Origin of the sequence: Brachybacterium phenoliresistens, assembly GCF_039530785.1 — a bacterium.
Classification (GTDB): Bacteria; Actinomycetota; Actinomycetes; order Actinomycetales; family Dermabacteraceae; genus Brachybacterium; species Brachybacterium phenoliresistens.
Genome location: NZ_BAAAOW010000008.1, coordinates 13,935 through 36,207 on the forward strand (window position 1 = coordinate 13,935; position 22,273 = coordinate 36,207).

Consider the following 22,273-nt stretch of genomic DNA (forward strand, 5'->3'; position numbering starts at 1 on the left):
GTGCCGCACCCCGGCGAGCTCCCCGCCCCGCACGGTGCCCCGCCTGTCCCGCACCGTGCCCCGCCCGCAGCGCCCCCTGCGCGCCCCCTGCCCCCGTGGAGGTCCCGTGATGCCCCGCCCCGCCCGCCGAACCGTGCTCGCCGCCGGCGCTGCCGGCGCCGCCGCCGTCCTCGCGGCCTGCAGCAACGAGGGACGGGGCGGTGCCCCGGCCGAGTTCGTCAACGCCCCCGTCGAGATGCCGCGGCACATCCCGTTCCCAGGGCTCGAGCCCGACCTGCCCGGCGATCCGGCCACCGGCCTGATGGACGCCTACTTCCAGTACCCCGCGGAGCCGCTGGTCGCGACCTCCGGCGCGCCCGGGGACGGGAAGGTCGTCGAGACCCTGGTGCGAACGGACTCCCCGGTTCCGCCGGACGTCTCGCGCAACGCCTTCTGGCAGGAGCTGAACTCCCGGCTGGGCTCCGAGCTCGAGATCAACATCGTCCCGGGGCCCGACTGGGGGCAGAAGTTCGCCACCACCGTCGCCGGGGACGTGCTGCCCGAGGTGTTCTGCGTGGACGGCGGGATGCCCCAGCTGCCGCAGTTCATGGACGCCGCCGCGCTGGACCTCACCCCGTACCTCGCCGGCGACCGCATCGCGGACTACCCGTTCCTGGCGAACATCCCGCCGGAGACCTGGGGCCCGACGGCCCTGAACGGGAAGATCATGGGCGTGCCGATCCCGCGCGGCGTCATGAGCACGAACTTCCTGTACAAGAGGGAGGACCTGCTCGCGGCGAAGGGCATCACCGAGGACCCGACGAGCTTCGAGGAGTTCCTCGCCCTGTGCCAGGAGCTCACGGTCCCGAGGGAGAACGTCTTCGCGCTGGGCTCGGTGCCGCTCGACCTCATCCGCCAGATGCTCGGCATCCCCAACGGCTGGGTCGAGAAGGACGGGTCCCTGACGCGCAACCTCGAGCTCGACGAGCAGGTCGAGGCGCTCGAGGCGGCGCGCCGCCTCGTCGAAGCCGAAGTCCTGAACCCCGACACCTTCGCGGCCCAGGGCAACGACGTGAAGAACTGGTTCGGCTCCGGGCGCAGCTACTTCACGTTCGACACCTTCTCCGCGTGGCCGCAGTTCATCCGGGAGCAGACCTCCGGCGAGGACTTCTCGATGGCCATGCTGCGCACCCCCGGCTACGACGGATCGTCGGGAACGGCCGTGTCCTGGCTGGGCAACCCCACCTACGGCATCTCCGCGATCCGGCAGGACGCCGGGGACCGGGCCGAGGCGATCCTGAACGTCCTGAACTACCTCGCCGCCCCGTTCGGGACCGAGGAGTACCTGTTCCGGATCTACGGCGCCGCGGGCGTCCACTACGAGCTCTCCGGCACGGACCCGGTGCTCACCGACCGCGGCGCCAGCGAGACCCAGCTCGGCTTCCGCTACCTCGCCGATTCGCCGTGGCCGATCTACGTCCCCGGCAACCGTCGGTCCACCCAGAACTGGTACGACGGCCAGAAGATCGCGGTCGGCCAGGGCAGCGCCGACCCGACCCTGGGTCTGTACTCGGAGACCAAGTCCACCACCGGGGGCAGCATCGACGGGCGGATCAACGACCTCACCAACGACATCCTTCAGGGCCGCAAGCCCGTCTCCGCCTGGCCGGAGGGTGTGAGGGCCTGGAAGGCCGACGGCGGCGACCGGATCCGCGACGAGCTGGAGAAGGCGCTCGCCGATCGAGGCGATTCGCTCGCCTGAGAACACGTCCGGGCACCGCCGCCCGGCTCGATGAGAGGAAGATCCATGTCCCCTGCACCCACCTCCCGACGCGCCGTCCTCCGCGGCGCCACCACGGGCGCCGCCGTCCTGGCCGCCGCCGGCATCGGTGCCGGCCCCGCCCACGCGGGCCCCGCCCACGCCGGCCCCGGACGCGCCGGGTTCACCAACCCCGTCATCGCCAGCAACCATCCGGACCCTGGGATCCTCGCGACGGGGGACTGGTTCTACCTGTACTCGACCGCGGGGAGCATGGGCCACATGCCGGTGCTCCGCTCGCGCGACCTGATCAGCTGGGAGGAGCGCGGGAACGCCATGCCGGTCATCGCCGCGTGGAGCACCGCCGGCCGGCATTGGGCACCGGAGGTCATCGCGCACGGCGAGCAGTTCCACGCCTACTACACCGCACGCGACACGGCCTCGGGCCGTCAGGCCGTCGGCGTCGCGGTCGCGGACCACCCGGAGGGCCCCTTCGTCGACGACCGCGACGCGGCGCTGCTGGTCCAGGCCGAGGAGGGCGGGGCCATCGACCCCTCGCCCTTCCGCGACGAGGACGGGCAGCTGTGGCTGCTGTGGAAGAACGACGGCAACGCCGCGGGCCTGCCCTCCTATCTGTACGCCCAGCGCCTGTCCGAGGACGGCTTCGAGCTGGTCGGCGAGCGGATCCGCGTGCTCGAGCGCGACCAGCCCTGGGAGATCTACACCATCGAGGGCCCCGCGGTGATCTCCCACCGCGGCCGCTACTACCTGTTCTACTCCGCCGGGGAGTACTGGAACGAGAGCTACGGCGTGGGCGTCGCGGTCGCGGACTCGGTCGCCGGGCCCTGGCGCAAGCTCTCGGACACGCCGGTCCTCGCCGCGAACGACGTCGCCGCCGGCCCCGGGCACGGCATGCCCGTGCGCACGAGGACGGGCCTGTGGTACGTCTACCACGCCTGGGACCCCGAGCACATCGGCCAGGACCCGGGCCGCCTGGTGTGGCTGTCGAAGGTGCGCATCGACGACGACGGCGTCCGCATCGACGGGCCGAGCATCGACAACCCCCAGCGTCCCGTGCGCTGAGCGCGCACTGCCGGAGGAGGGGGCCGTCGGCCGCAAGCTATGGTCGGCATCGGCGTGCACGGATCTGGGCGCAAAGGAACCACCTCCGGACGAGGCGTAGGAGCCGCACAGGGGCCGTTCCTGTGCGCGTTGCATGAGCACAGCAACCGCACGATCCCCTCGGCCGTCGCATGATGTAGCACGGCGCCGTCCGTGCTGCATCCTTGTGGGTCATCGCGGGCTCGCCCTCTGCGCCTGCGACGCGAGCACGGCCGGATGCTCCTATTCGGCCGTAGTTGCCACTACAGTCTCGTGGTAGTTGTGCGTGAAAGATCGAGCTCCTGCCCAAACAAGAGAGAGAGGCGTGCCGGCCGTGAAGAAGCACGACATAGCATCAGCTTTTCAGAAAATGAGAACGAATGCTATTACTTGGATAATAGGAATAGCTCTCACTGGTATTGGGGTGCTCGCTTTCGTTGCCATCGGGCTATGGCTAGAGCCGGACGGCGTTTGGTCTAGAATCCTATCGCCCATTTCGGGGGCACTGCTCACGACGGGATTGATTTCACTCGGCTGGGAGTTGGCGTCGCGCCGTGCTTTCGCGGACGAACTTGACCGCCGATACAATCTCAAGCAGGACATCAGGTCCTCGGGCCTGCTCGGTGTTGGTGGCGATTGGCAGACCATAATCGATTGGGATCGCACGATTGAATCTGCATCCACGATCGAGGTGGCAATCGCGTACAGCGGCACTTGGTTTACTTCACACGAGAACGCTTTCAGGGGATTCCTCGCCTCGCCGGGAAACAGTTTTACATGCTTCATAGCAGATCGAACGGACTCCGAAACTGTTGCGCAAATGGTTTCAAGGTTCCCGTCCCGGGAGGCGGAGCAGATAGAGCAAAGTTCTTCGCTGACGGAGCTTAGGATAAAGCAAGCGGCGCGGGATACTGTGGTTGAACCCGATATTATTCGGTACAAGCGTCCGTTGGACTTCGCTCTCTACCGGTTTGATGACATGATTCTTGTTACCCTCTACGGCCGGGGAGGCAAGCATGAAGCATTTCCTGTCATGACCTTCGATCTTCAAGGTTCGATGGGGAGATTTTTCAAGAAAGAACTAGATTCTCTGCGTTCAGCCCAAAATTCCGACTCTAAGGATGGGGTGAACGTGTGATTGGGAAGCTAGACCTCCGCGAAACGGATATCAGTTCTGCTTTTGCGCAGCAGGCGACGAGCGTCGGGAGGGTTGCGATCGATTGCGAGACCACAGGTCTGGATTGGCGGAACGATAGGCTGGAAACTGTCCAGCTTTACATCCCCGAGGTCAATGAATGTTCAATTGTTAGAGTGAACGCGGGCGAGCGCGCGCCGAACCTTATGACTCTACTGCGGAGCCCTGAGGCCGAAAAGATTTTCCATCACGCGCTTTTTGATCTTAGGTTCATGACTCAAATCGATGACTTCGTTCCCGCCAACACGTCTTGCACTAAGCTGGCGGCGAAGGTTATTTACCCTGACTTACCGCGACAGCGACATTCGCTCCAATCCTTACTGGATCGCTTCTTGGGCGTGCGCATTAGCAAGGATGTGCAAACAAGTGATTGGTCCACAAGTAGGCTTTCAGCGAGGCAGCTCGAGTATGCAATCGAGGATGTAGCCTACCTCGCACCGTTGCTAGACGGCCTGCTTGCGAGCGCAGATAGACGGCATTTAGAAGCTACGGTTCGGGACTCCTTCGCGTACATTCCGACTCGCTTCTCCACCGACCTTCGAGGCTGTGGCGATGTATTCTCCTACTGAATCTATTTAGGTGCCTGAATTATGGTTCTAGCGGGAACTATGTTTGCGTTTCGCGTGACTGCTGCTCAGGCTCGCAGGGCCGGGTAGAGGAGCATGATTGAGCTAGGATCCGCATATAGAGTTCGGGCTTTCCGTTCTGGGAGGGCTTGCAAGTTCGGACCTGCAGACGCCGTCCGATGAACCCGCGTGTGGACCTAGCGAATGCGGCTGTATCGAACTTAGCGCGGCAACGAAGAGAAGCTGGCCGGTGGCATTTTCATGCCTACCGCTAGTGAGGCGTCGAACGAAGGGGCTGTTGGTCCGCCGTGGCCTACACGGGGACCGCTGCGTCCGTGACGGCTCCGAGTTATGAGCCCGACGCTCTCTGTGATCAGGGCGGCGGTAGAGTGTGCGGCGGCCTCGGGCTGAGCCCGGCCCGGCGCCGGGACGCCTTCGGGTCCCCGTCGTGCAGACCCGCGCCCTAGAATCGTCGGATCATGTGCCGCCTCTTCGCCCTCCACGCCGACCAGCCCGTCACCGCGAAGTTCTGGCTCCTGGACGCCCCGTACTCCCTGCGCTCGCAGTCGCGCTACAACGCCGACGGCACGGGGATCGGCTACGTCGACGAGTCCGGGATCTCCCAGGTGCGCAAACGGCCGGTGGCCGCGCACGCCTCCTCGGCATTCACGCATGCGGCGCAGACGGTGCGGGCGCGCACCATCATCGCCCACCTGCGCCTGTCCAGCGGGACCCGGCACACCGCCCAGAACACCCACCCCTTCCTCATGGACGGGATCCTCCTCGCGCACAACGGCGTCCTCGAGGTCACCCAGGCGATGCGTCACCGGGTCGAGGAGCTGGGGGCGGCCCGGCATGTGCATGGCTCGACCGACAGCGAATGGCTCGCGGCGCTGGTCGCGGGGGAGTCCGCGGCGCACGCCGGGGACCTCCACGCCGGGCTGGTCGCCGCCATCGGCTGGGTGGTGCGCAACGTCCCGGTCTACTCGCTCAACCTCATCGCCGCCCGCGAGGAGGAGCTGTACGCGCTGCGCCTGCCGGAGACCAACGAGCTGTGGGTCCTCGAACGCCCCGACACCCCGCGGCGCGGGCCGCTGGACCAGAGCTCGGACACCCTCCATGCCCGCAGCGAGGATCTCGGCGAGGTCGACTCCGTCGTCATCGCGAGCGAGCCGATGGACGAGGACCCCGCCTGGCGCCTTCTGGAGCCGGGCGAGCTGCTGAGCATCGGCGAGGACGGCAGGGTGCGCCGCGAGACGCCGTTCCCGCGGCTCGCCCACCCTCTGCACCTGGAGGACCTCAACCTCAGCGCCGCGACCTCCCAGATGCACGCCGCCCAGGACCGTGCCCTCGCCGAGCGCCGCGCCCGCATCGCGGCGGCCCGCGCGGCCGGCGCCGCGACCCCCGATTCCGCGCAGGAGATCTCCGCATGAGCACGCCCGCCCCCGACGATCGCCCCGCCGACGGCCCCACCGACGGCGCCGCCGATCCCCTCGCCGGCCGTCCCGCAGGCGTTCCCGCGGGAACGCCCTACCACCGCCTCGCGCACCTGCGCGAGGCCTGGGCCCGGCCGGCCCGGCCCGTGCTCACCGCCCTCGTCGCGATCATCGCCTACGTCGTGCTCGCCTCGATCCTGCTGGTCGCCGTCGTCACGGTCCTCGCCCTGGCGCCCGGGTCGCCGCAGGAGCTGGGCACCCGCCTCGGCGATCCGGCGAGCCCGCTCGCCGTCCTCGTGACCCTGGCGATGGGAGCCCTGTGGATCCCCGCGGCGCTGATCGGGGTGCGCTTCGGCGGCTGGCGTCCCGTCCGCTGGCTCCTCGGCGTCGTCGGGTCCTTCCGATGGGATCTGGTGCGATCCGCGGCGGTGCCGGTGGTCGCCGCGTCCGTGCTGGGGACGGTCCTCGTCGCGCTGCTGGTCGCCGGGCTCGGCGGGGGTGTCGCCGCGGAGCCCGCCGCCATCGGCCCGGCGATCCTCGCCGGCATCCTCGCGGCGGTCCTCGGGATCGCCAAGGCCGTCGGGGCGGAGCTCGCGCTGCGCGGCATGCTGCTGCAGGCGATCGGCACCTGGCTGCGCTCCCCGGTGCTGACCATCGGCCTTGCCGCGCTCGTCTCCCTGGCTGCCGCCAGCTATTCCGCACCCGGCCTCGTGATCGCCGCCGCGATGGGGGTGGCCTGCGGGTATCTTGCCTGGCGCTCGGGAGGCCTCGAGCTGCCGATCCTTCTCACGGCCTCGCTCACGGCCGGCGGGGGCATCGTCGCGGTCCTCCTGAGGATCGTCGCCGGCAGCGTCGCGCTCGGAGCGGCGGAACCTGCCTCCGGCGCGTCCCTGGCGGCCGAGCAGCTGGGGCGCACGGCCACCGGGGCCGCCAGCATCCCCGGCGTCGCCTCCGCCACGGTGCCCGGCGCGATCGGCATCGGCCTGCTGGCCCTGATCATCGCCGCTCTGCTGGGCCGATGGATCGGCCGGCGCGAGCAGCTCGCCGCCGCCGAGCCGGTGCGCCGCTCGGCCGATGCTCCTGCCCCGCAGCCCGTCGCCGTCTGACCAGGGCCGATGTGCGGCAGTGCGGTCCCGGACGTTCCCGCGGGAACGTTCTGGAGGCGCCGGCGGCGTTTCCGCGGGAACGCCCCGGGGCCCCGGCGGACACGGTGACGTTCCTGCGGGAACGCCGCGAGGTCGGCGAGATCCGCGCCGGACGGGGATCTCAGAGGCCGCGCAGGTGCCCGACGTCGCTCACCCCGGCCACGGACCATTCGCCGTTCTCCCGCGCACGCAGGTCCGTGATGCTCGCGTTCGCGATGGGCAGCTGCATCCAGGCGGCCGGTGGTGCGCCCAGCACCTCGCGGACGAACGAGCCCACCACGAAGGCGTGCGTGATCGCGACGAGGACACCGCTGCTCCCCGGAACGCTGAGGCGCGTCCACGCCGCGGCGAGCGCGACGCCGTCCTCGTCCCGCTCCTGCTCCGGCACGCCGTGCAGGAGCGCGTGGCGGTGCTGCGGGTAGTCGCCCCAGCGCCCGGCCGAGGGGTACGGAGTGCGATCCTCCAGCAGGTGCGTCTGATGGAGGGGGCATCCGAGGCGCTGCGCGACCTGGTGCGCGGTCTGCCGGGCACGTCGCCGGGGGCCGTGGAGGACCTCGGCGACGTCCTGCCCCGCGAGCCGTTCGGCGAGCAGGCTCGCCTGATGCACGCCGAGAGGGCTGAGGCCGGGGTCGTCGCCGTCATGCCCCTGCGCCTCGGCATGCCGCACCAGCAGGATCCTGTCCATCCGGTGCACGCTACCCCGGTCGCTCCCCGCACGCTGCCGCGACGCGGGCGTCAGCGCCAGCTGTGCTCGGGCGAGTAGCCGAGGACGGCCCGCGCCTTCTCGATCGAGAGCAGGGTCCCGGTGCCGGAGATGTCCCCGCGCACCTCGACGTCCGGGAAGACCTCGGCGACGAGCTCGGTGTTGTCCCGGGACATGACGGTGTCCGCCGCGGCGACGATGAAGCGGTCGAAGCCCGGAGCCGGGTGCTCGAGGGCCCTGCGCACGGCCTGGGCGCCGTCGCGGCCGTCGACGTAGCCCCACAGGTTCCACTTGCGCAGCGTCGCATCGGCGTCGAAGTCGGGGAAGCGTGCGTAGTCCTCCTCGTCCATGACGTTCGAGAAGCGCAGCGCGATGATCTTGAGCTCCGGGTGCCAGCGGGTCAGCTCGATCGCCATCTGCTCCTCGAGGTGCTTGGACAGCGAGTACGTCGACTCGGGCCGGGCGGCGTACTCCTCGTCCACGGGGATGTAGGGCGGCGGGGTGTCGAAGGGCAGGCCCAGCACCGTCTCGCTGGAGGCGGTGACGATGTTGGTGATGCCGGCCTTGATCGCGCCGGTGAGCACGTTGTGGGTGCTGATCATGTTGTTCTGGAAGGTCGCGGTGTTGCTCGCCAGGCCGGGCGCCGGGATGGCGCTGAGGTGCACGACGGCGTCGAAGCCGTCTGGGGCCTGCTCGTCGATGCCGGTGAGGGCGTCGAGCACTTGCCCTGCGTCGCGCAGGTCGATCTGCACGAATCCCGGCCCGCGCTCGCCGGCGCGGTCGAGGTTGACCACCTGATGCCCGTGATCGCGGAGGTCGCGGACCACCGTTCGTCCGAGCTTGCCCGAGCCACCTGTCACTGCGATTCTCATGCGCCCATCCTGCACCCTCGCCGGCCCGTGCGTGCCGATCCCATGGCCGGGTCGTCAGCTCGGGACGAGCCGGGCGAAGACGACGGTGTTGTCGAGGTGGTGGCCGTCTGCGTCGAGGTCTCCGCCGCAGGTGATGAGACGCAGCTCGGGGCCCTCCGTGCGGCCGTAGACCTCCAGGGTGGGGAAGCTGTCCTTCGGGTAGCGCGCCGCGTCATAGACCTCGAACTCGGCGATCGATCCATCGGCGCGCAGGACGCCGACCCGATCGCCCGGGGCCAGTGCGCCGAGGTCGAAGAAGACCGACGGGCGACCGCCCCAGGTCACGTGCCCTTCGATCACGGACGGGCCCGTCTCGCCGGGGGTCGGAGACCCGTCGTACCAGGCAGGGAGGTCCGCGCGATCCCCGCTCGGAGCGAGGAGCTCGCCGTCGGTCCCCAATCCGATGGGGAAGACGTCCTCCTGCAGATCGATCGCATCGATGCTGAGGGCGACGGGCTCCGAGGCGGTCATGGGCCTCTCGGCCTCCGCACTCGACTCCGGTGCGGTCGGTGCGGCCGATGGGGTCATGTCGGAGGCGCCGGACGGATCCGCGGTCCTCACGGGACCCTCGGGATCGGCGTCGCCGCTCCCGGCGACGGGCTCGGCCTCCTCCGGCGCCTCGGAGGAGGTGCCGGAGCCGAGCGCCGGCTGAGGCGGGTCGCCCACCTGCTGCATCAGGCTGACGGCGACGAGCCCGGCGCCCACCACGGCGACCGCGCCGAGAGCGGCGGCCGCGAGACGGCCGCCGCTCCGGCGGGGTGATCCCCCAGCAGTCATCTCACTTCTGCGCCGGACGTCGGCGCAGGGCGAACGCTCCGGCGCCCGCCGCGGCCATCAGACCCGCGCCGAGGGCGATGGCACCGGCGTGCTCGAGGCCCGAGGTGCTGCCGTCGCCCGTCTCCACGCCGCCCTGGGGCATCGCGTCCATCTGGCTCGCCACGAGCTCACCGCAGGCGGCGGGGTCCGTGGCCTCGGACGGCAGGTTCGGATCGAGGTCGGAGGCGACGTCGCCGTCGTACGTGCCGCTGCCGTCGTGGTCGACGCCGTGGACGACGACCACACCCTTCCCGTCCACGATGTCGGCGGCGACCTGATCGCTCACCTCGAACGTCCGCTCGTAGGTGCCGCTGCCGACGGGGAAGCGCTCGACCGCGAGACCGCTGTCCGGGCTGGTGTCGCCGTCGGTGGTCAGCGAGGACACGATGTCGCCGTAGTCCTCGTGCGCGTCGGAGACCTGGAGGGCGCCGTCGGCGCCGTTGCCCTGCTTGTCCGGGTCCGGGCACTGGTTCTTCCCGCCCACGTGGATGTGCTGGGCGTGCGGGGCGCCGTCGAGGAGCCCGGCGGTCTCGAGGGTCACGGAGACCTCGTTGCCGTCGACGGCGACCCAGGCGGTGCCCGAGGCGCCGGAATCGTTGAGCTCGATCAGGTGGGCCTCGAGGGTCGCCGAGGCGGTCGCGCTGCCGTGGGTCCCCTCGTCATCGCCGTGTCCGCCGTGGCCCTCCGCCATGGCTGCGCCGGGCGCGCTCAGCAGCGCGAGCATCGCTGTCGCGGCGAGCAGGGGGACCGTCCTCGTCTTCGTCGTGCGCATCGTGCATCACTCCTTCGTCGAGCACCGGGCGGCCGGGTGCCGCCGTTCTGCGTGCTCGGGGTGTTCGGAGCCGAGGTGGGGGGTGGATGGGTGCGAATCCTCATCCGATGCGTGGCGCACGCGCCGGTCCGAAGCGTCGCAGCCCTACCGGGCAGATCTCTCGCTTCACATTTTACTTACTAGGTGAGATGCTATCCGCATGTCTGCATCTTCCCGCCGGGCCGCCCGCCCTGCCTCCGGCCGTTCCACCGTGCTGCGCATCCTCGTCCCGGCCCTGCTGGTCCTCGTGTGGATCGGCGTGTTCGGGATCGGCGGGATGAGCTTCGGACGGATCAGCGACGTCGCCACCGAGGACCGGGCCGGCTTCCTCCCCGCGAGCGCCGAGTCGACCCGCGTGCAGGACCGGATCAGCGAGTTCACCGGCTCCGAGGCGATCCCCGCGATCATCGTCGCCGAACGCTCCGGCGGCCTGACCGAGGACGACCTCGCCGCGCTCGACGCGCTCGCGGCATCGGCCCCGGACCTGGCGGACGGCGCCACCGCCTCCCCGGTGATCCCCGCGGAGGACGGGGAGGCCGCCCAGCTCGTCATCTCCATCCCGGGGGACGCGGACGCCGGGGAGGTCGTCGCCCTGCTCGAGGAAGAGGCCGATGGGACCCTCCCGGCGGATCTGGACAGCTGGGTCAGCGGACCGGCCGGGTTCACCGCGGACCTCCAGGCCGCCTTCGCGGGGATCGACGGGATCCTGCTGCTGGTGGCCCTCGCCGTGGTGCTGGTGATCCTCGTGGTCGTCTACCGCTCCCCGGTGCTTCCCCTGCTGGTCCTGCTCAGCTCCATGACGGCGCTGTGCGCGGCGATCCTCGTGAACGTCAGCCTCGCCCAGGCGGGGCTGGTCACCATCAACGGGCAGGTGCAGGGGATCCTGTTCATCCTCGTGATCGGCGCGGCCACCGACTACTCCCTGCTGTACATCGCACGCTGCCGCGACCAGCTGCGCGAGGACGTGGCCCCGGCGCGCGCGGCATGGCTCGCGCTGCGCGGGGTGCTCGAGCCGATCCTGGCCTCGGGCGGCACGGTGATCGTCGGGCTGCTGTGCCTCATGCTCTCCGACCTCGGCTCCACCGCTGCGCTGGGCCCCGTCGCCGCGGTCGGCATCGTCTGCGCGATGCTCACCTCCCTCACCTTCCTGCCGGCGATGCTCGCCCTCGTCGGCCGGGCGGCGTTCTGGCCGCGCGCCCCGCGCCGCGGCTCCGCTCCGGTCGCGCTGACCGGGGCCGATGCGACCGGCCCGTGGGCGCGGGTGGGCCGGCTCGTCGCCGCCGCCCCCAAGCGCGTGGCCGCCACGGTGGTCGTGCTGCTGGTCGCCGGATGCGGCGGGCTCACGCTGCTCCAGGCCGACGGCGTCCCGCAGAGCGAGTTCGTGCTCGGGGCCAGCCAGGCCCGCGACGGCCAGGCGGCGCTGGACCGCCACTTCCCCGGCGGCTCCGGCACCCCGACCTACGTGCTCGCCCCGGCCGATCAGCGCGCCGAGGTCGCCGCGGCCGTCGCCGGGGCCGACGGGGTGGAGGGCCTCGCCCTGGTCTCCCAGGACTCCCCGTCCGGGAGCCTGCCGGTGGACGCCTCCGGCGAGGTGGCGGCCGAGGCATCGGCCGGGCCGTTCGCGGACGCCCGGCCCACCGAGGTCGACGGGCAGCTGCTGTTCTCGGTGACCCTCGAGGACCCCGCCGACTCCCTCGAGGCCGAGCAGACGGTGAGGGCGCTGCGCGAGGCGGTCGGCCCGCTGGATGCGGCCGTCGGCGGCTCGACCGCGGTGGACCTCGACACCAACGAGACCTCCGCCCACGACCGCACGCTGATCATCCCCCTGGTCCTGGTCGCGATCACGATCATGCTGGCGCTGCTGCTGCGCTCCCTGCTGGCGCCGCTGGTGCTGCTGGCGACGACGGTGCTGAGCTTCGGCACGGCCCTCGGGGTGAGCGCGGTGATCTTCCGCCTCATCGACCAGCCCCGATCGGATCCCTCGGTGCCGCTGTACGCCTTCGTGTTCCTCGTGGCGCTGGGCATCGACTACAACATCTTCCTCATGACCCGGGTGCGGGAGGAGGCCCTGGTCCACGGCACCCGCGAGGGCACGCTGCGGGGACTGTCGATCACCGGCGGCGTCATCACCAGCGCCGGCGTCGTCCTCGCGGCGACCTTCGCGGCGCTGCTGGTGATCCCCATCCAGTTCCTGCTGCAGCTGGCGATCATCGTCGCCCTCGGCGTGCTGATGGACGCCCTGGTCGTGCGGACGTTCCTGGTCCCCGCGCTCGCCGTGGCGATCGGCGACCGCATCTGGTGGCCCGCCGCGATCTCCCGGGGCCGCCGCGCCGCCCCCACCCACCGGAAGGACGCCTCCGATGCCGCACCCGCCCGCTGACCCCCGCCGCCCCGCGCCCGGGACGCCGCCGCGCGCTGCCGGCGGGCCGTCCCGCCTGGCCGACGGGCCGTCCCGCGCTGCCGACGGGCCGTCCCGCGGCCGCTCGCTGCTCATGCTGCTGGCCTTCCTCGGGGCGACGGCGATCGCCGCCGGCATCGGCGGGATGGCGGCCGCCGGATCGCAGGAGACCTACGCCGCGCTGCGGCTGCCGGCCTTCGCCCCGCCGGCCTGGCTGTTCGGCCCCGCGTGGACCGTGCTGTACGTGCTGATCGCCGTGGCCGGCTGGCTCGTGTGGCGCCGCGCCGGGGCGGACCGCGCCCTCGCCCTGTGGTGCGCCCAGCTCGTGCTCAACGCCCTCTGGACCCCGCTGTTCTTCGGCGCGGACCTGTACTGGCTCGCCTTCGCCGAGATCGTGCTGCTGTGGGTCGCCATCCTCGCCTGCCTGGTCGCCTTCCGCGCCCGGCGGCCGATGGCGGCGCTGCTGCTGGTGCCCTACCTCGCCTGGGTCAGCTACGCCGGAGCCCTGAACCTGGGGATCGCGCTGCTGAACTGACCCCCACGCGCCACCACTCCGCGCGCGGCATGGCTCCCCGGGCCACGGCTTCCCGTGCACCACAGCGGCCTGCGCGCCACGGCTCCCCGCGCAGCACGGCCGGATGGGGCAGCGCTCAGCGGCGGGCGGCGTCCAGGATGTTCCGGGCCATCGCCGGGAAGACGAGGGCGTGGAACGGGGAGATCGCCCGCCAGTACAGGCGGCCCAGCAGCCCGTCTGGGAGGAACACGGCCCGCTGGCGGTAGCAGCTGCCGCCGCCCTCGGCCGGCTCGACCGAGAGCTGCAGCCAGGCGCGGCCGCCCGTGCGCATCTCCGCCCGCAGGGTCAGGCAGCGCCCCGGGTCGATCCGCTCGACGCGCCACCAGTCCACCGCATCGCCCACCCGCAGCGCCTGCGGGTCGCGGCGTCCGCGCCGCAGGCCCGGACCGCCGACCACGAGGTCCACGGCGCCGCGGAGCGCCCACAGCAGAGGCGTCGAGTACCAGCCCGCGGAGCCGCCGATGCCCTCGATGACCCGCCACACCGCAGCGGGGTCGACATCGGCCGCGGTGAGCTCCCGCTCGTCGGTGTGCAGGGTGTGGCCGGCCCAGTCCGGGTCCTCCGGCAGGGGCTCCTCGGGAGCGCGGTGCAGCGAGGCGTCGTCGTCCCAGCGCGAGGCGAGATCGCCGCGCCGCTGGGCGGCGAGCGCGGCCCGCACGGCGTCGCGGTAGCGCATCGGCCCGTCCGCGGGCGCGGGCAGCACCTCCTGCGCCAGCGGCGCGCGGGTCACGGCGTCGTGCTGCATCGACTCCGCCAGCGGCCGCGCGATGGACAGCGGCACCGGCGTGACCACGCCGATCCACAGCCCCGACAGGCGCGGCGCCGGGATCGGCAGGCCCAGCACGCGGCGCCGCGGCAGGCCGGCGACCTCCGCGTAACCGGTGAGCAGGTCGGCGAAGCGCAGATCGGACTCGCCGCTGCCCACCCCGTAGGTGCCCGAGACGTCCCCGGGGGCGAGCACCGCCGCGGTGAGATAGTGGAGCACGTCGCGCACCGCGACCGGCTCGATCCGGTTGCGCACCCAGCGCGGGGCGGGCATCACCGGCAGCCGTTCGGCGAGATGGCGGATGATCTCGAAGCTCGCCGACCCGGCGCCGATCACCGTGGCCGCCTCCAGGATCGTCGTCGGCACGGGGCCCTCGCGCAGGATCTCCCCGACCCGGCGGCGCGAGGCCATGTGGGCGCTGAGCTCCCCGGACTGCGGATGCAGTCCGGAGAGGTAGACGATGCGCCGGACCTGGGCGCGCTCGGCCTCCTCCGCCATGATCCGCGCCATCCGGGCCTCCCGCTCCTCGAACCCGGAGCCGCCGGCCATCGCATGGACCAGGAACACCACCACCTCGATGCCCTCGAGGGCGCGGCGCACCGCCATCCGGTCCGCCAGATCGGCGGGGACGGCCTCCACCCGGTCGGCCCACGGCTGGGCCTCGAGCCGCTCGCGGCTGCGACCGCACACGCGCACCCGGGCGCCGCGGTCGGCCAGCTGCGGCACCAGGCGCCCGCCGACGTAGCCGGTCGCGCCCGTGACCAGCACGTGCGGGGGCTGCGGTGCGGGCTGCGCGCTCATCGGCCGCCCGCCTCCCCGGTGGTGCCGGCGTCCGCAGGGCGGGTGCTCCCGCCCTCGTCCCCGGCGGCCTCCCTGCGGGAGGCGCGCAGGTCCTCCCCGGAGTCCAGCGCCGAGGTGGTCGGCACGATGCGGGCCCGCGGCGACCCGGAGACGCAGCAGGCGGTGCCGCAGACGTCCGCGGTGGGGCCGAACTCGGTGACCGCGCGGCGCGGGGCATCGGGCCGGATCCGCTCCTCGACGAGGTCCGCGAGCGCCGCCACGAAGCGCGGGTTCGTGCCCGGGGTGGCCACGCGGCGGAAGGCGAGGGAATGCTGCTCGGCGCTCTCGCGCGCCTCGGTGTCCAGGTCCCAGATCACCTCCACATGATCGCTGACGAAGCCCACGGGGACCACCACCACCGCGTCGTGCGCGCCCTCCTCGGCGATCCGGGCGATCACGTCGTTGACGTCCGGCTCGAGCCACGGGGTGTGCGGGGCGCCGGAGCGGGACTGGTAGACCAGCTCCCAGCCGGGCAGCTCCGTCCCGGCGCCCTCGGCCGCGCGCCGCTGCGCGACGGCGTCCATGAGGTACCGGCACGCCGCCTCGTGCTGGCGGACGTACCAGTGCGCGGGGCCGCCGGTGCGCTCCTCGGCCGGGCCGGAGGCGTCGGCCATCGCGGTCGGGATCGAGTGGGTGGAGAACAGGATCCGGACCCGCGCGCCGTCGTGGCCCTCCTCCCGCAGCTGCGCGAGCGCATCGAGGATCCCGTCGGCCATCGGCGCGAGGAAGCCGGGGTGCGAGAAGTACGGGCGCACCTTGTCGAGGCGCACCGTGCCCAGCAAGCCGGTCTCCACGAGCGCCCGCCCGAAGTCCTCGCGGTACTGCCGGCACGAGGAATAGGAGGAGTACGCGCTGGTGGCGATGGCGAGGACCTCACGGTGCCCGTCGGCGTGCAGCCCGCGGACCGCCTCGGCCATGGTCGGCTGCCAGTTGCGGTTGCCCCAGTGGATCGGCAGGTCGATGCCGCGCCCGTCGAGCTCCGCCCGCAGCGCCCGGATCAGGGCGCGGTTCTGGTCGTTGATGGGGGAGCGCCCGCCCAGGGCCCGATAGTGCGCCCCGACCTCCTCGAGGCGCTCGTCGGGGATCCCGCGGCCGCGGGTGACGTTGCGCAGGAACGGCAGGACGTCCTCCTCGGACTCGGGCCCGCCGAAGGAGGCGAGCAGGATCGCGTCGTAGGGTCGGGGCAGGGCGCGCCGCTCGCGGGGCGAGGAGACGGTCGACTCCTCGAGCGGGGCGCAGAGATCGGCGGGGGCGGACGATGCGGTCATGGGTCCTCCGGGGCGGTCCGGTCTGGCGACCGGCGCGCCATTGAGTTAGAATTTCGAACAGTTAGAGACGCTACATGTGTGTGCGGGCCCTGTCCAGCGCACCAGATCCCGGAGAGTCCGATGGCAGATCTGCCCGCAGAGCCCCAGCCCTCGAGCGGCTACTGGTTCCCGCCCGACGAGCCCGAGACCGCCTCGACCGTGGAGCTGCTCAACGAGCTGCGGCGGTACCGCTCCTCCAACACCCGCATGCGATCGCGCGTGGGCGACGACATGGACATGGGGGAGAAGGACCTCCTGGCCCTGCGAGCCCTGCTCGAGGCGCAGGCGGAGGGCCGGGTGCTGCGCCAGCGGGACCTCGCCCGGATGCTCGACATCCGCCCCGCCTCGGCCAGCGCCCTCGTGGACCGCCTGGTCCGCGACGGGCACGCCGAACGGATGCCCCACCCGGAGGATCGGCGCTCCATCGCCGTGGTCCCCACCCGCCACGGGGACGAGGAGGTGCGCGCCACGCTGGCCGACATGCACGAGCGGATGTTCGCGATCGCCCGTGCCCTGAGCCCGCAGGAGCGGGAGGTCGTCACCGGCTTCCTGCGGCGCCTGAACCACGACGCCGCCGGCGAGGGCGAGCGATGATCTCCCCGCTGGACGCGCAGGCCGCGGCCGCCTACCGCTCCGCCGCCAGCGCGGCGGCCGCCGCGGTCATCGGCCGCTACTCGACCTCCTTCGGGCTGTCGGCCCGGCTGCTCCACGAGCCGGTCCGCACCCGGGTGCGGTGCATCTACGCCCTGGTCCGGGTCGCGGACGAGATCGTCGACGGCGCGGCCCGCGGCAGCGGACTGGTCGCCGACCAGATCGCGGCGAGCCTGGACGCCTACGAGGCCGCCGTCGAGGCGGCCCGGGAGACGGGGTTCAGCACCGACCTGGTGATCCATGCCTTCGCCCGCACCGCCCGGGAGACCGGGATCGGCCCCGAGCTGACGGCTCCCTTCTTCGCCTCGATGCGGATGGACCTCGAGCGCAGCGACCACACCCCGGAGACCTTCGCCCGCTACGTGCACGGCTCCGCGGAGGTCGTGGGCCTGATGTGCCTCCGCGTGTTCGCCACCGACCGGTCCCCGGCCCCGGTGGAGCCCGATGCACGGCTGGTCGAGGGCGCCCGACGGCTCGGCGCCGCGTTCCAGAAGGTGAACTTCCTGCGCGACCTGCACGCCGATGCCGACTCCCGCGGGCGCGCCTACTTCCCCGGCATCGACCCGGCGGGGCTCACCGATGCGCAGCGCGACCTCCTTCTGGACGACGTCGACGCCGATCTCGCCGCCGCGCGGGCGGCCATCGTGCATCTGCCCGCCTCCAGCCGCGCCGCCGTGCTCGCCGCCCACGACCTCTTCGCGGAGCTCTCCGCGCGGCTGCGCGCCACCCCGGCCGCACGCCTGCGCACCCGGCGCGTCCGCGTGCCGGACCTGCGCAAGGCGTGCATCGCGGTCCGCGCCGTCGCCCTCGCGCGGCGGGAGGGGGCCTGATGCCCCCGACCCCGACGCCCGGGCACCGACCTCGGAGCGGTGCGCACGCCCCGCGTACCCCCGCCCCGGAGCCCCGGCGCATCGCGATCATCGGCGGGGGCGTGGCGGGTCTGGCCAGCGCCGCCCTGCTCGCGGCCGACGGCCACGCCGTGACCGTCGTCGAACGGTCCGAGGAGCTCGGCGGGAGGGCCGGCCGATGGGAGAGCGAGGGGTTCACCTTCGACACGGGGCCGTCCTGGTGGCTGATGCCCGAATGCTTCGAGCACTTCTTCGCCCTGCTCGGGGAGCGCCTGGAGGACCACGTCGACCTGGTGCGGCTGGACCCCGGGTACCGGGTCCTCGGTGAGCGGTACCCGGCGCCGCTGGACCTGCGCGGCAGCCGCGCCGACTCGATCGCCGCGTTCGAGCGGGAGGAGCCGGGCGCGGGGGCGGCGCTGGCCGCCTACCTGGACTCCGCCCGCGAGGCCTATGACCTGGCCACGGACTCCTTCCTCTACACCACCTTCTCGCGCGTCTCCGCCCGCACCGTCGCCTCGGTGCTGCCGCGGGCGGGCACCCTGGCGCGGCTGCTGCTCGAGAGCCTCCACGACCGCGTCGCGCGGACGGTGACGGACACACGGCTGCGGCAGGTCCTGGGGTACCCGGCGGTGTTCCTCGGGGCGACCCCGCGCACCGCCCCCAGCATCTACCACCTGATGAGCGCGATGGACCTCGAGGACGGGGTGCGCTACCCCCTCGGCGGCTTCTCCCGGCTGGTCCAGGCGCTGCGGCGCCTCGCCCTCGAGCGCGGGGTGGTGCTGCGCACCGGAACCGAGGTCACCGCGATCCGCACCGCGCCGCGCCCCGGCCGGGTGCCCGGCCGCCGCCGGCTGCAGGTCACCGGGCTCACCGTCCGCGCGGTCCCGGCCGATGCCGACGCCCCGGCCGGCCCCGAGGAGGTCCTCCCCGCGGACCTCGTGGTCTCCGCCGCGGACCTCCACCACACCGAGACCGCCCTGCTCCCCGCGGAGGCGCAGACCTACCCGCAGCCGTATTGGGACCGCCGCACCTCGGGCCCCGGCGCCGTGCTCGCCCTGCTCGGGGTGCGCGGCGGACTGCCCCAGCTGGCCCACCACACCCTGCTGTTCACCGAGGACTGGGACGCCAACTTCGCGCACATCCTCGACGGCCCGCCGCAGGCGCCGGACCCGGCGAGCCTGTACGTGTGCCGGCCCTCGGCCACCGACCCGTCGGTCGCCCCGCCCGGGCACGAGAACCTGTTCGTGCTCATCCCCGTGCCCCCCGACGCCCCGGACGGCACAGGGCTGGGCCGCGGCGGCCTCGACGGCGGCGGCGACGCCCCCGTGGAGGAGGCGGCGGATCGGGCGATCGCGCAGATCGCCGCGTGGGCCGGGATCGAAGACCTCGCCGCACGGATCACGGTGCGCCGCACCGTGGGCCCCGGCGACTTCGCCCGGGACCTGCACTCCTGGCGCGGCAACGCCCTCGGGCCCGCGCACACGCTGCGGCAGTCCGCCTTCCTGCGCGGCTCCCAGCGCAGCCGGCGCGTGGAGGGCCTGTACTACGCCGGCGGCAGCACCGTGCCCGGGGTCGGCCTGCCGATGTGCCTGATCAGCGCGGAGAACGTGCTCAAGCTCGTGCGCGGCGACCGGTCCGACGGGCCGCTGCCCGTGCCGGGGACCTGAGGACCCCGGACATGGGCACGGACCACCAGTCATGACCGGCAGCGCCCCAGCCCTCGAGCAGCGCGTTGGCGGCCTGCAGCCCGGTGAGCGCCGCGCGCTCCATGAGGGCGACGGGCTCGTCGGTGCGCAGCCAGTCCCCGGCCAGCACCACGCGACGGTCCGGGGTGGTGACGGTGGGGCGCCGCGCCCACTCGCCCGTGCCGATCAGCGGGCAGTCCTCCTGCACGAGCCATTCCTCGTGCACGGGGACGGCGCCGCGCAGCTCGGGGTGCAGCCGCTCGAGCTGGGCGCGCAGCTCCCGGCGCACGGCGTCGTCCTGCGCCGGGGTGTGGCCGGTCAGCGCGTAGGCGTGCAGCTCGACGACGCTGCCGCCGTGAGCGGCGGACCAGCGCCGCGCGGTCCCCTCGAAGCGGTCCAGGACGGTGACGTTGTCCAGCGGGCCGAAGCCGCTGGTGCCGAGGAAGGCCGGGGCCTCGGCCGCGACGGGCCGGTCCCACCACAGGCGCTGGACGGCGAAGGGCGGGGCGTTGCGCTGCGCGGCGACCGATGCCGCCCAGCCGTCCTCCGGGCCCGCCGCCCGGCGGGGGCGGTCCATCCCCGCGACGAGCCGGCGCGCGGTCCGCGGATCGGCGGCGACCACGACCGCATCGGCCGTGAGCTCCTCCGATGCCGTGCGCACCAGCAGGCGGCCGTCCCCGGCCTCGTGCACGCCGTCCACGGCGGTGCCGGTGCGGGCCTCGCCGCCGTGCGAGCGCAGGGCCCGCACCAGCGGGTCCCACAGCGTGGGGGAGTAGGAATCGGAGGGGACGTCGAAGATCAGGCCCTCCGCGGAGCCCATGAAGTAGGTGTGGAACATGCCCACCAGCTCGCCGGCGGAGAACTGCGAGGGATCGGCGAAGAAGGACCGCGCGAACACCTCCAGGGCGAGGTGCCGCGCCTGGTCGGGGAAGCGCAGGCGGTCCAGGAAGGACGCGGCGTCCTCGCCGTCGTGCGCGGAGAAGGACGCCGGGAACTCGGCGCGCAGCAGCGCCAGGGCCGCCGGCACGTCCACCCCGGCGAGCTCGCGCAGCGGGAAGCTCTCGCTGCGCAGCGCGAAGGCCGCCACGCTCCACGGCGGCGTGCGGGGGATCCCGCGGAAGCTGTCGCGGGCTCCTCCGGCCCGCTGCAGCGGGTAGTCGCCGATGTCCTCGAGCATCCCCAGCGCGGGGTCGGTCCGGCGCAGCAGGGAGCGCAGCGTGTAGTACTGGCGGAAGAAGGCGTGGAACCCGCGGCTCATGGAGCGTCCCTCGCCCAGGTCCCAGGAGCGGGCGCGCCCGCCCCAGGTCCGCTCGCGCTCGAGCAGCCTCACGGACACGCCCCGCTCGGCGAGGCAGAGGGCGGCGCTGAGCCCGGCGATGCCGCCGCCGATCACAATCACCTCGCGGCCCGGGGCGCGCGAGGCGCCGGACGGCCCGCGGTGCAGCACGGCGCGGCGGTCCCGGCCCGGGCGGACGATCACGGCTCCTCCTGCGGGGACCGGTCCCCGGGGCGGGGGCGAGCGCGCAGCCACAGCATCATCGTCAGGGTCACCATCGAGAAGCCGAAGCCGAAGTCCTCGACGGGGATGTCCCACGGGACGCGGAGGCCGGTGGTCATCGACGCCTCGTACAGCACGATCGGATCGGAGAGCTTGGTCAGCCAGCCGTCCACGAGGACCTGGAAGCCCATGACGATCCCCATCGAGATCCAGTACACGCCGCTGCGGAAGATCCCCGTGCGCAGCACGCACAGCTCGAGGAGGACGACCAGCACGATCGAGGCGACGGTGAGGACGGTGTACTCAGGCATCGTCGCCCTCCGTGGGGTCGGTTCTCGTCCCGGCGCGCTCGCGGAGGCCGGCGCGGAGGGCCGCCGCCCGGGTGAGCACGGCGCGCACACCCTCGAGGGTGAGCAGGCCGCAGAGGGGGATGACCAGGAAGAACAGCAGCTCCTCGAGGGGGAGGCGCCCCGGGAGCATGATGCCGGTGATCTTGTCGGGCGCGTACCACCAGTGGCCGCGGTGGATCCCCAGCAGGTCCCAGGCGACGAACACGACGACCACCGGGGCGAGGGCGCGCAGCAGGCGCCGCGGGCGGCGGTACACGCGCGCCCCGAGCACGAATTCGAGAGGAAGCGTGATGAGCAGGCACAGGCCCAGCACGATCAGGTACTCAGCGGGCATCGTCGCTCCGGGATCCGACCCATTCCAGGCCCTCGGGGGAGATCTCGCGGGCCATGTCGGTCAGGAAGCGCTCGACGATCTCGCGCTCCTGGGGGGTCAGGCGGGCGGCGGCGCGGAACCGCCCCGCCTGCTGGCGGCCCATGGTGGACATGGCGGCGTCCCGGGTCGCCGGGTCCACGGTGAGGCAGACGCTGCGCCGGTCATGGGGGTGGGGGTGCCGCTCGACGTGACCGGCCGCCGCGAGGCGGTCCAGCATCTTGGTCGTCGCGCCCGAGGAGAGCCCGAGGTGGGCGCCGAGGGCGCCGGCGGTCGCGATCGCCCCGCGGTGGGCGCAGATGATGAGGAAGTGGAGGGCGCGCATGTCGGTCGAGTTCAGCCGCATGTACTCCTGCGAGGCGCGCGAGAGCTCCTCCTCCACGCGGCGCAGGGCCACCAGCGCCGCCATCACCGCGTCGATCTGGGCGACGTCCTCCGGGGTGAGGGCGGATCGGTCCACGAGCTCGCCGTGGGGGTCATTCGAATCGATGTCGAACGCCGTCCACGGCGGGGCCTGCCGGTGTTCGGTCGCGTCGTGCATGCGAGCACTGTACCCGGCTTGAT

The 22,273-nt window shown here is 72.6% G+C and carries 21 protein-coding genes; 11 read left to right on the top strand and 10 right to left on the bottom strand.

Annotated elements, in window-relative coordinates; genetic code table 11:
* Window positions 1-109: 109 nt before the first annotated feature.
* The 6 genes from ABD234_RS15080 to ABD234_RS15100 all read left to right on the top strand — a co-directional run bounded on the left by ABD234_RS15080 (window position 110) and on the right by ABD234_RS15100 (window position 7,142).
* Window positions 110-1,741: an extracellular solute-binding protein gene (locus ABD234_RS15080; protein WP_344357907.1), complete on the top strand. Its 1,632-nt coding sequence runs from the start codon at window positions 110-112 to the stop codon at window positions 1,739-1,741.
* A 45-nt stretch (window positions 1,742-1,786) separates the two neighbouring features.
* Window positions 1,787-2,821, top strand: a complete 1,035-nt coding sequence (locus tag ABD234_RS15085; RefSeq protein ID WP_344357909.1) for a glycoside hydrolase family 43 protein — start codon at window positions 1,787-1,789, stop codon at window positions 2,819-2,821.
* Window positions 2,822-3,173: 352 nt separating this feature from the next.
* Window positions 3,174-3,977, top strand: a complete 804-nt coding sequence (locus ABD234_RS15090; RefSeq protein ID WP_344357912.1) for a hypothetical protein — start codon at window positions 3,174-3,176, stop codon at window positions 3,975-3,977.
* On the top strand, window positions 3,974-4,603 hold the full coding sequence (locus ABD234_RS19200; protein ID WP_425546796.1) for a 3'-5' exonuclease family protein: 630 nt from the start codon (window positions 3,974-3,976) through the stop codon (window positions 4,601-4,603). The genes ABD234_RS15090 and ABD234_RS19200 overlap by 4 nt, the downstream gene beginning before the upstream one ends.
* Window positions 4,604-5,079: 476 nt before the next feature.
* Entirely contained in the window at window positions 5,080-6,033 is a 954-nt protein-coding gene (locus tag ABD234_RS15095) for a class II glutamine amidotransferase (protein WP_344357915.1), read from the top strand.
* On the top strand, window positions 6,030-7,142 hold the full coding sequence (locus ABD234_RS15100; RefSeq protein ID WP_344357918.1) for a CPBP family glutamic-type intramembrane protease: 1,113 nt from the start codon (window positions 6,030-6,032) through the stop codon (window positions 7,140-7,142). Before ABD234_RS15095 ends, ABD234_RS15100 begins: the two co-directional genes overlap by 4 nt.
* A gap of 160 nt (window positions 7,143-7,302) precedes the next feature.
* Here ABD234_RS15100 and ABD234_RS15105 read toward each other — a convergent pair whose 3' ends face one another.
* The 4 genes from ABD234_RS15105 to ABD234_RS15120 are packed head-to-tail and all read right to left on the bottom strand — an operon-like array spanning window position 7,303 to window position 10,383.
* Window positions 7,303-7,866 carry a histidine phosphatase family protein gene (locus ABD234_RS15105; RefSeq protein ID WP_344357922.1) on the bottom strand — a complete coding sequence of 188 codons (564 nt, stop codon included), beginning with the start codon at window positions 7,864-7,866 and terminating at the stop codon, window positions 7,303-7,305.
* 50 nt (window positions 7,867-7,916) lie between these two features.
* Window positions 7,917-8,756, bottom strand: coding sequence for an NAD-dependent epimerase/dehydratase family protein (locus ABD234_RS15110; protein WP_344357924.1), 840 nt, complete (start codon window positions 8,754-8,756; stop codon window positions 7,917-7,919).
* A gap of 54 nt (window positions 8,757-8,810) precedes the next feature.
* Window positions 8,811-9,572, bottom strand: coding sequence for a class F sortase (locus ABD234_RS15115; RefSeq protein WP_344357927.1), 762 nt, complete (start codon window positions 9,570-9,572; stop codon window positions 8,811-8,813).
* A 1-nt stretch (window position 9,573) separates the two neighbouring features.
* Complete coding sequence (locus tag ABD234_RS15120; RefSeq protein ID WP_344357929.1) at window positions 9,574-10,383, bottom strand: CHRD domain-containing protein; 810 nt, start codon at window positions 10,381-10,383, stop codon at window positions 9,574-9,576.
* A 199-nt stretch (window positions 10,384-10,582) separates the two neighbouring features.
* Between ABD234_RS15120 and ABD234_RS15125 the strand changes: the two genes are divergently transcribed.
* Window positions 10,583-12,802, top strand: a complete 2,220-nt coding sequence (locus ABD234_RS15125) for an MMPL family transporter (RefSeq protein WP_344357932.1) — start codon at window positions 10,583-10,585, stop codon at window positions 12,800-12,802.
* Entirely contained in the window at window positions 12,783-13,355 is a 573-nt protein-coding gene (locus ABD234_RS15130) for a TspO/MBR family protein (protein ID WP_344357935.1), read from the top strand. The genes ABD234_RS15125 and ABD234_RS15130 overlap by 20 nt, the downstream gene beginning before the upstream one ends.
* 115 nt (window positions 13,356-13,470) lie before the next feature.
* Here the strand turns inward: ABD234_RS15130 and ABD234_RS15135 are convergent, their stop codons facing one another.
* Together ABD234_RS15135 and ABD234_RS15140 are read right to left on the bottom strand one after the other, a co-directional pair.
* The gene (locus ABD234_RS15135) at window positions 13,471-14,961 is read right to left on the bottom strand and encodes an SDR family oxidoreductase (RefSeq protein ID WP_344357938.1); all 1,491 of its coding nucleotides are present in this window, start codon (window positions 14,959-14,961) and stop codon (window positions 13,471-13,473) included.
* Window positions 14,958-16,268: a ferrochelatase gene (locus ABD234_RS15140; RefSeq protein WP_344357941.1), complete on the bottom strand. Its 1,311-nt coding sequence runs from the start codon at window positions 16,266-16,268 to the stop codon at window positions 14,958-14,960. Before ABD234_RS15140 ends, ABD234_RS15135 begins: the two co-directional genes overlap by 4 nt.
* A gap of 120 nt (window positions 16,269-16,388) precedes the next feature.
* Here ABD234_RS15140 and ABD234_RS15145 point away from each other — a divergent pair, with 120 nt between their 5' ends.
* Genes ABD234_RS15145 through crtI form a run of 3 tightly spaced genes read left to right on the top strand, consistent with a single transcriptional unit; the run spans window position 16,389 to window position 19,473 of the window.
* The gene (locus tag ABD234_RS15145) at window positions 16,389-16,901 is read left to right on the top strand and encodes a MarR family winged helix-turn-helix transcriptional regulator (protein ID WP_344357944.1); all 513 of its coding nucleotides are present in this window, start codon (window positions 16,389-16,391) and stop codon (window positions 16,899-16,901) included.
* Window positions 16,898-17,788 carry a phytoene/squalene synthase family protein gene (locus tag ABD234_RS15150; RefSeq protein WP_344357947.1) on the top strand — a complete coding sequence of 297 codons (891 nt, stop codon included), beginning with the start codon at window positions 16,898-16,900 and terminating at the stop codon, window positions 17,786-17,788. The genes ABD234_RS15145 and ABD234_RS15150 overlap by 4 nt, the downstream gene beginning before the upstream one ends.
* On the top strand, window positions 17,788-19,473 hold the full coding sequence (crtI, locus tag ABD234_RS15155) for a phytoene desaturase family protein (RefSeq protein WP_344357949.1): 1,686 nt from the start codon (window positions 17,788-17,790) through the stop codon (window positions 19,471-19,473). Before ABD234_RS15150 ends, crtI begins: the two co-directional genes overlap by 1 nt.
* On the opposite strand, the gene ABD234_RS15160 is transcribed toward crtI, so the two are convergent.
* Genes ABD234_RS15160 through ABD234_RS15175 form a run of 4 tightly spaced genes read right to left on the bottom strand, consistent with a single transcriptional unit; the run spans window position 19,418 to window position 22,250 of the window.
* Window positions 19,418-20,971: a hydroxysqualene dehydroxylase gene (locus ABD234_RS15160; RefSeq protein WP_344357952.1), complete on the bottom strand. Its 1,554-nt coding sequence runs from the start codon at window positions 20,969-20,971 to the stop codon at window positions 19,418-19,420. The genes crtI and ABD234_RS15160 overlap by 56 nt on opposite strands.
* Window positions 20,968-21,300: a lycopene cyclase domain-containing protein gene (locus tag ABD234_RS15165; RefSeq protein ID WP_038371586.1), complete on the bottom strand. Its 333-nt coding sequence runs from the start codon at window positions 21,298-21,300 to the stop codon at window positions 20,968-20,970. The genes ABD234_RS15160 and ABD234_RS15165 overlap by 4 nt, the downstream gene beginning before the upstream one ends.
* On the bottom strand, window positions 21,293-21,673 hold the full coding sequence (locus tag ABD234_RS15170; RefSeq protein WP_344357956.1) for a lycopene cyclase domain-containing protein: 381 nt from the start codon (window positions 21,671-21,673) through the stop codon (window positions 21,293-21,295). The genes ABD234_RS15165 and ABD234_RS15170 overlap by 8 nt, the downstream gene beginning before the upstream one ends.
* Window positions 21,663-22,250 carry a MarR family winged helix-turn-helix transcriptional regulator gene (locus ABD234_RS15175; protein WP_344357959.1) on the bottom strand — a complete coding sequence of 196 codons (588 nt, stop codon included), beginning with the start codon at window positions 22,248-22,250 and terminating at the stop codon, window positions 21,663-21,665. Before ABD234_RS15175 ends, ABD234_RS15170 begins: the two co-directional genes overlap by 11 nt.
* Window positions 22,251-22,273: the final 23 nt, after the last annotated feature.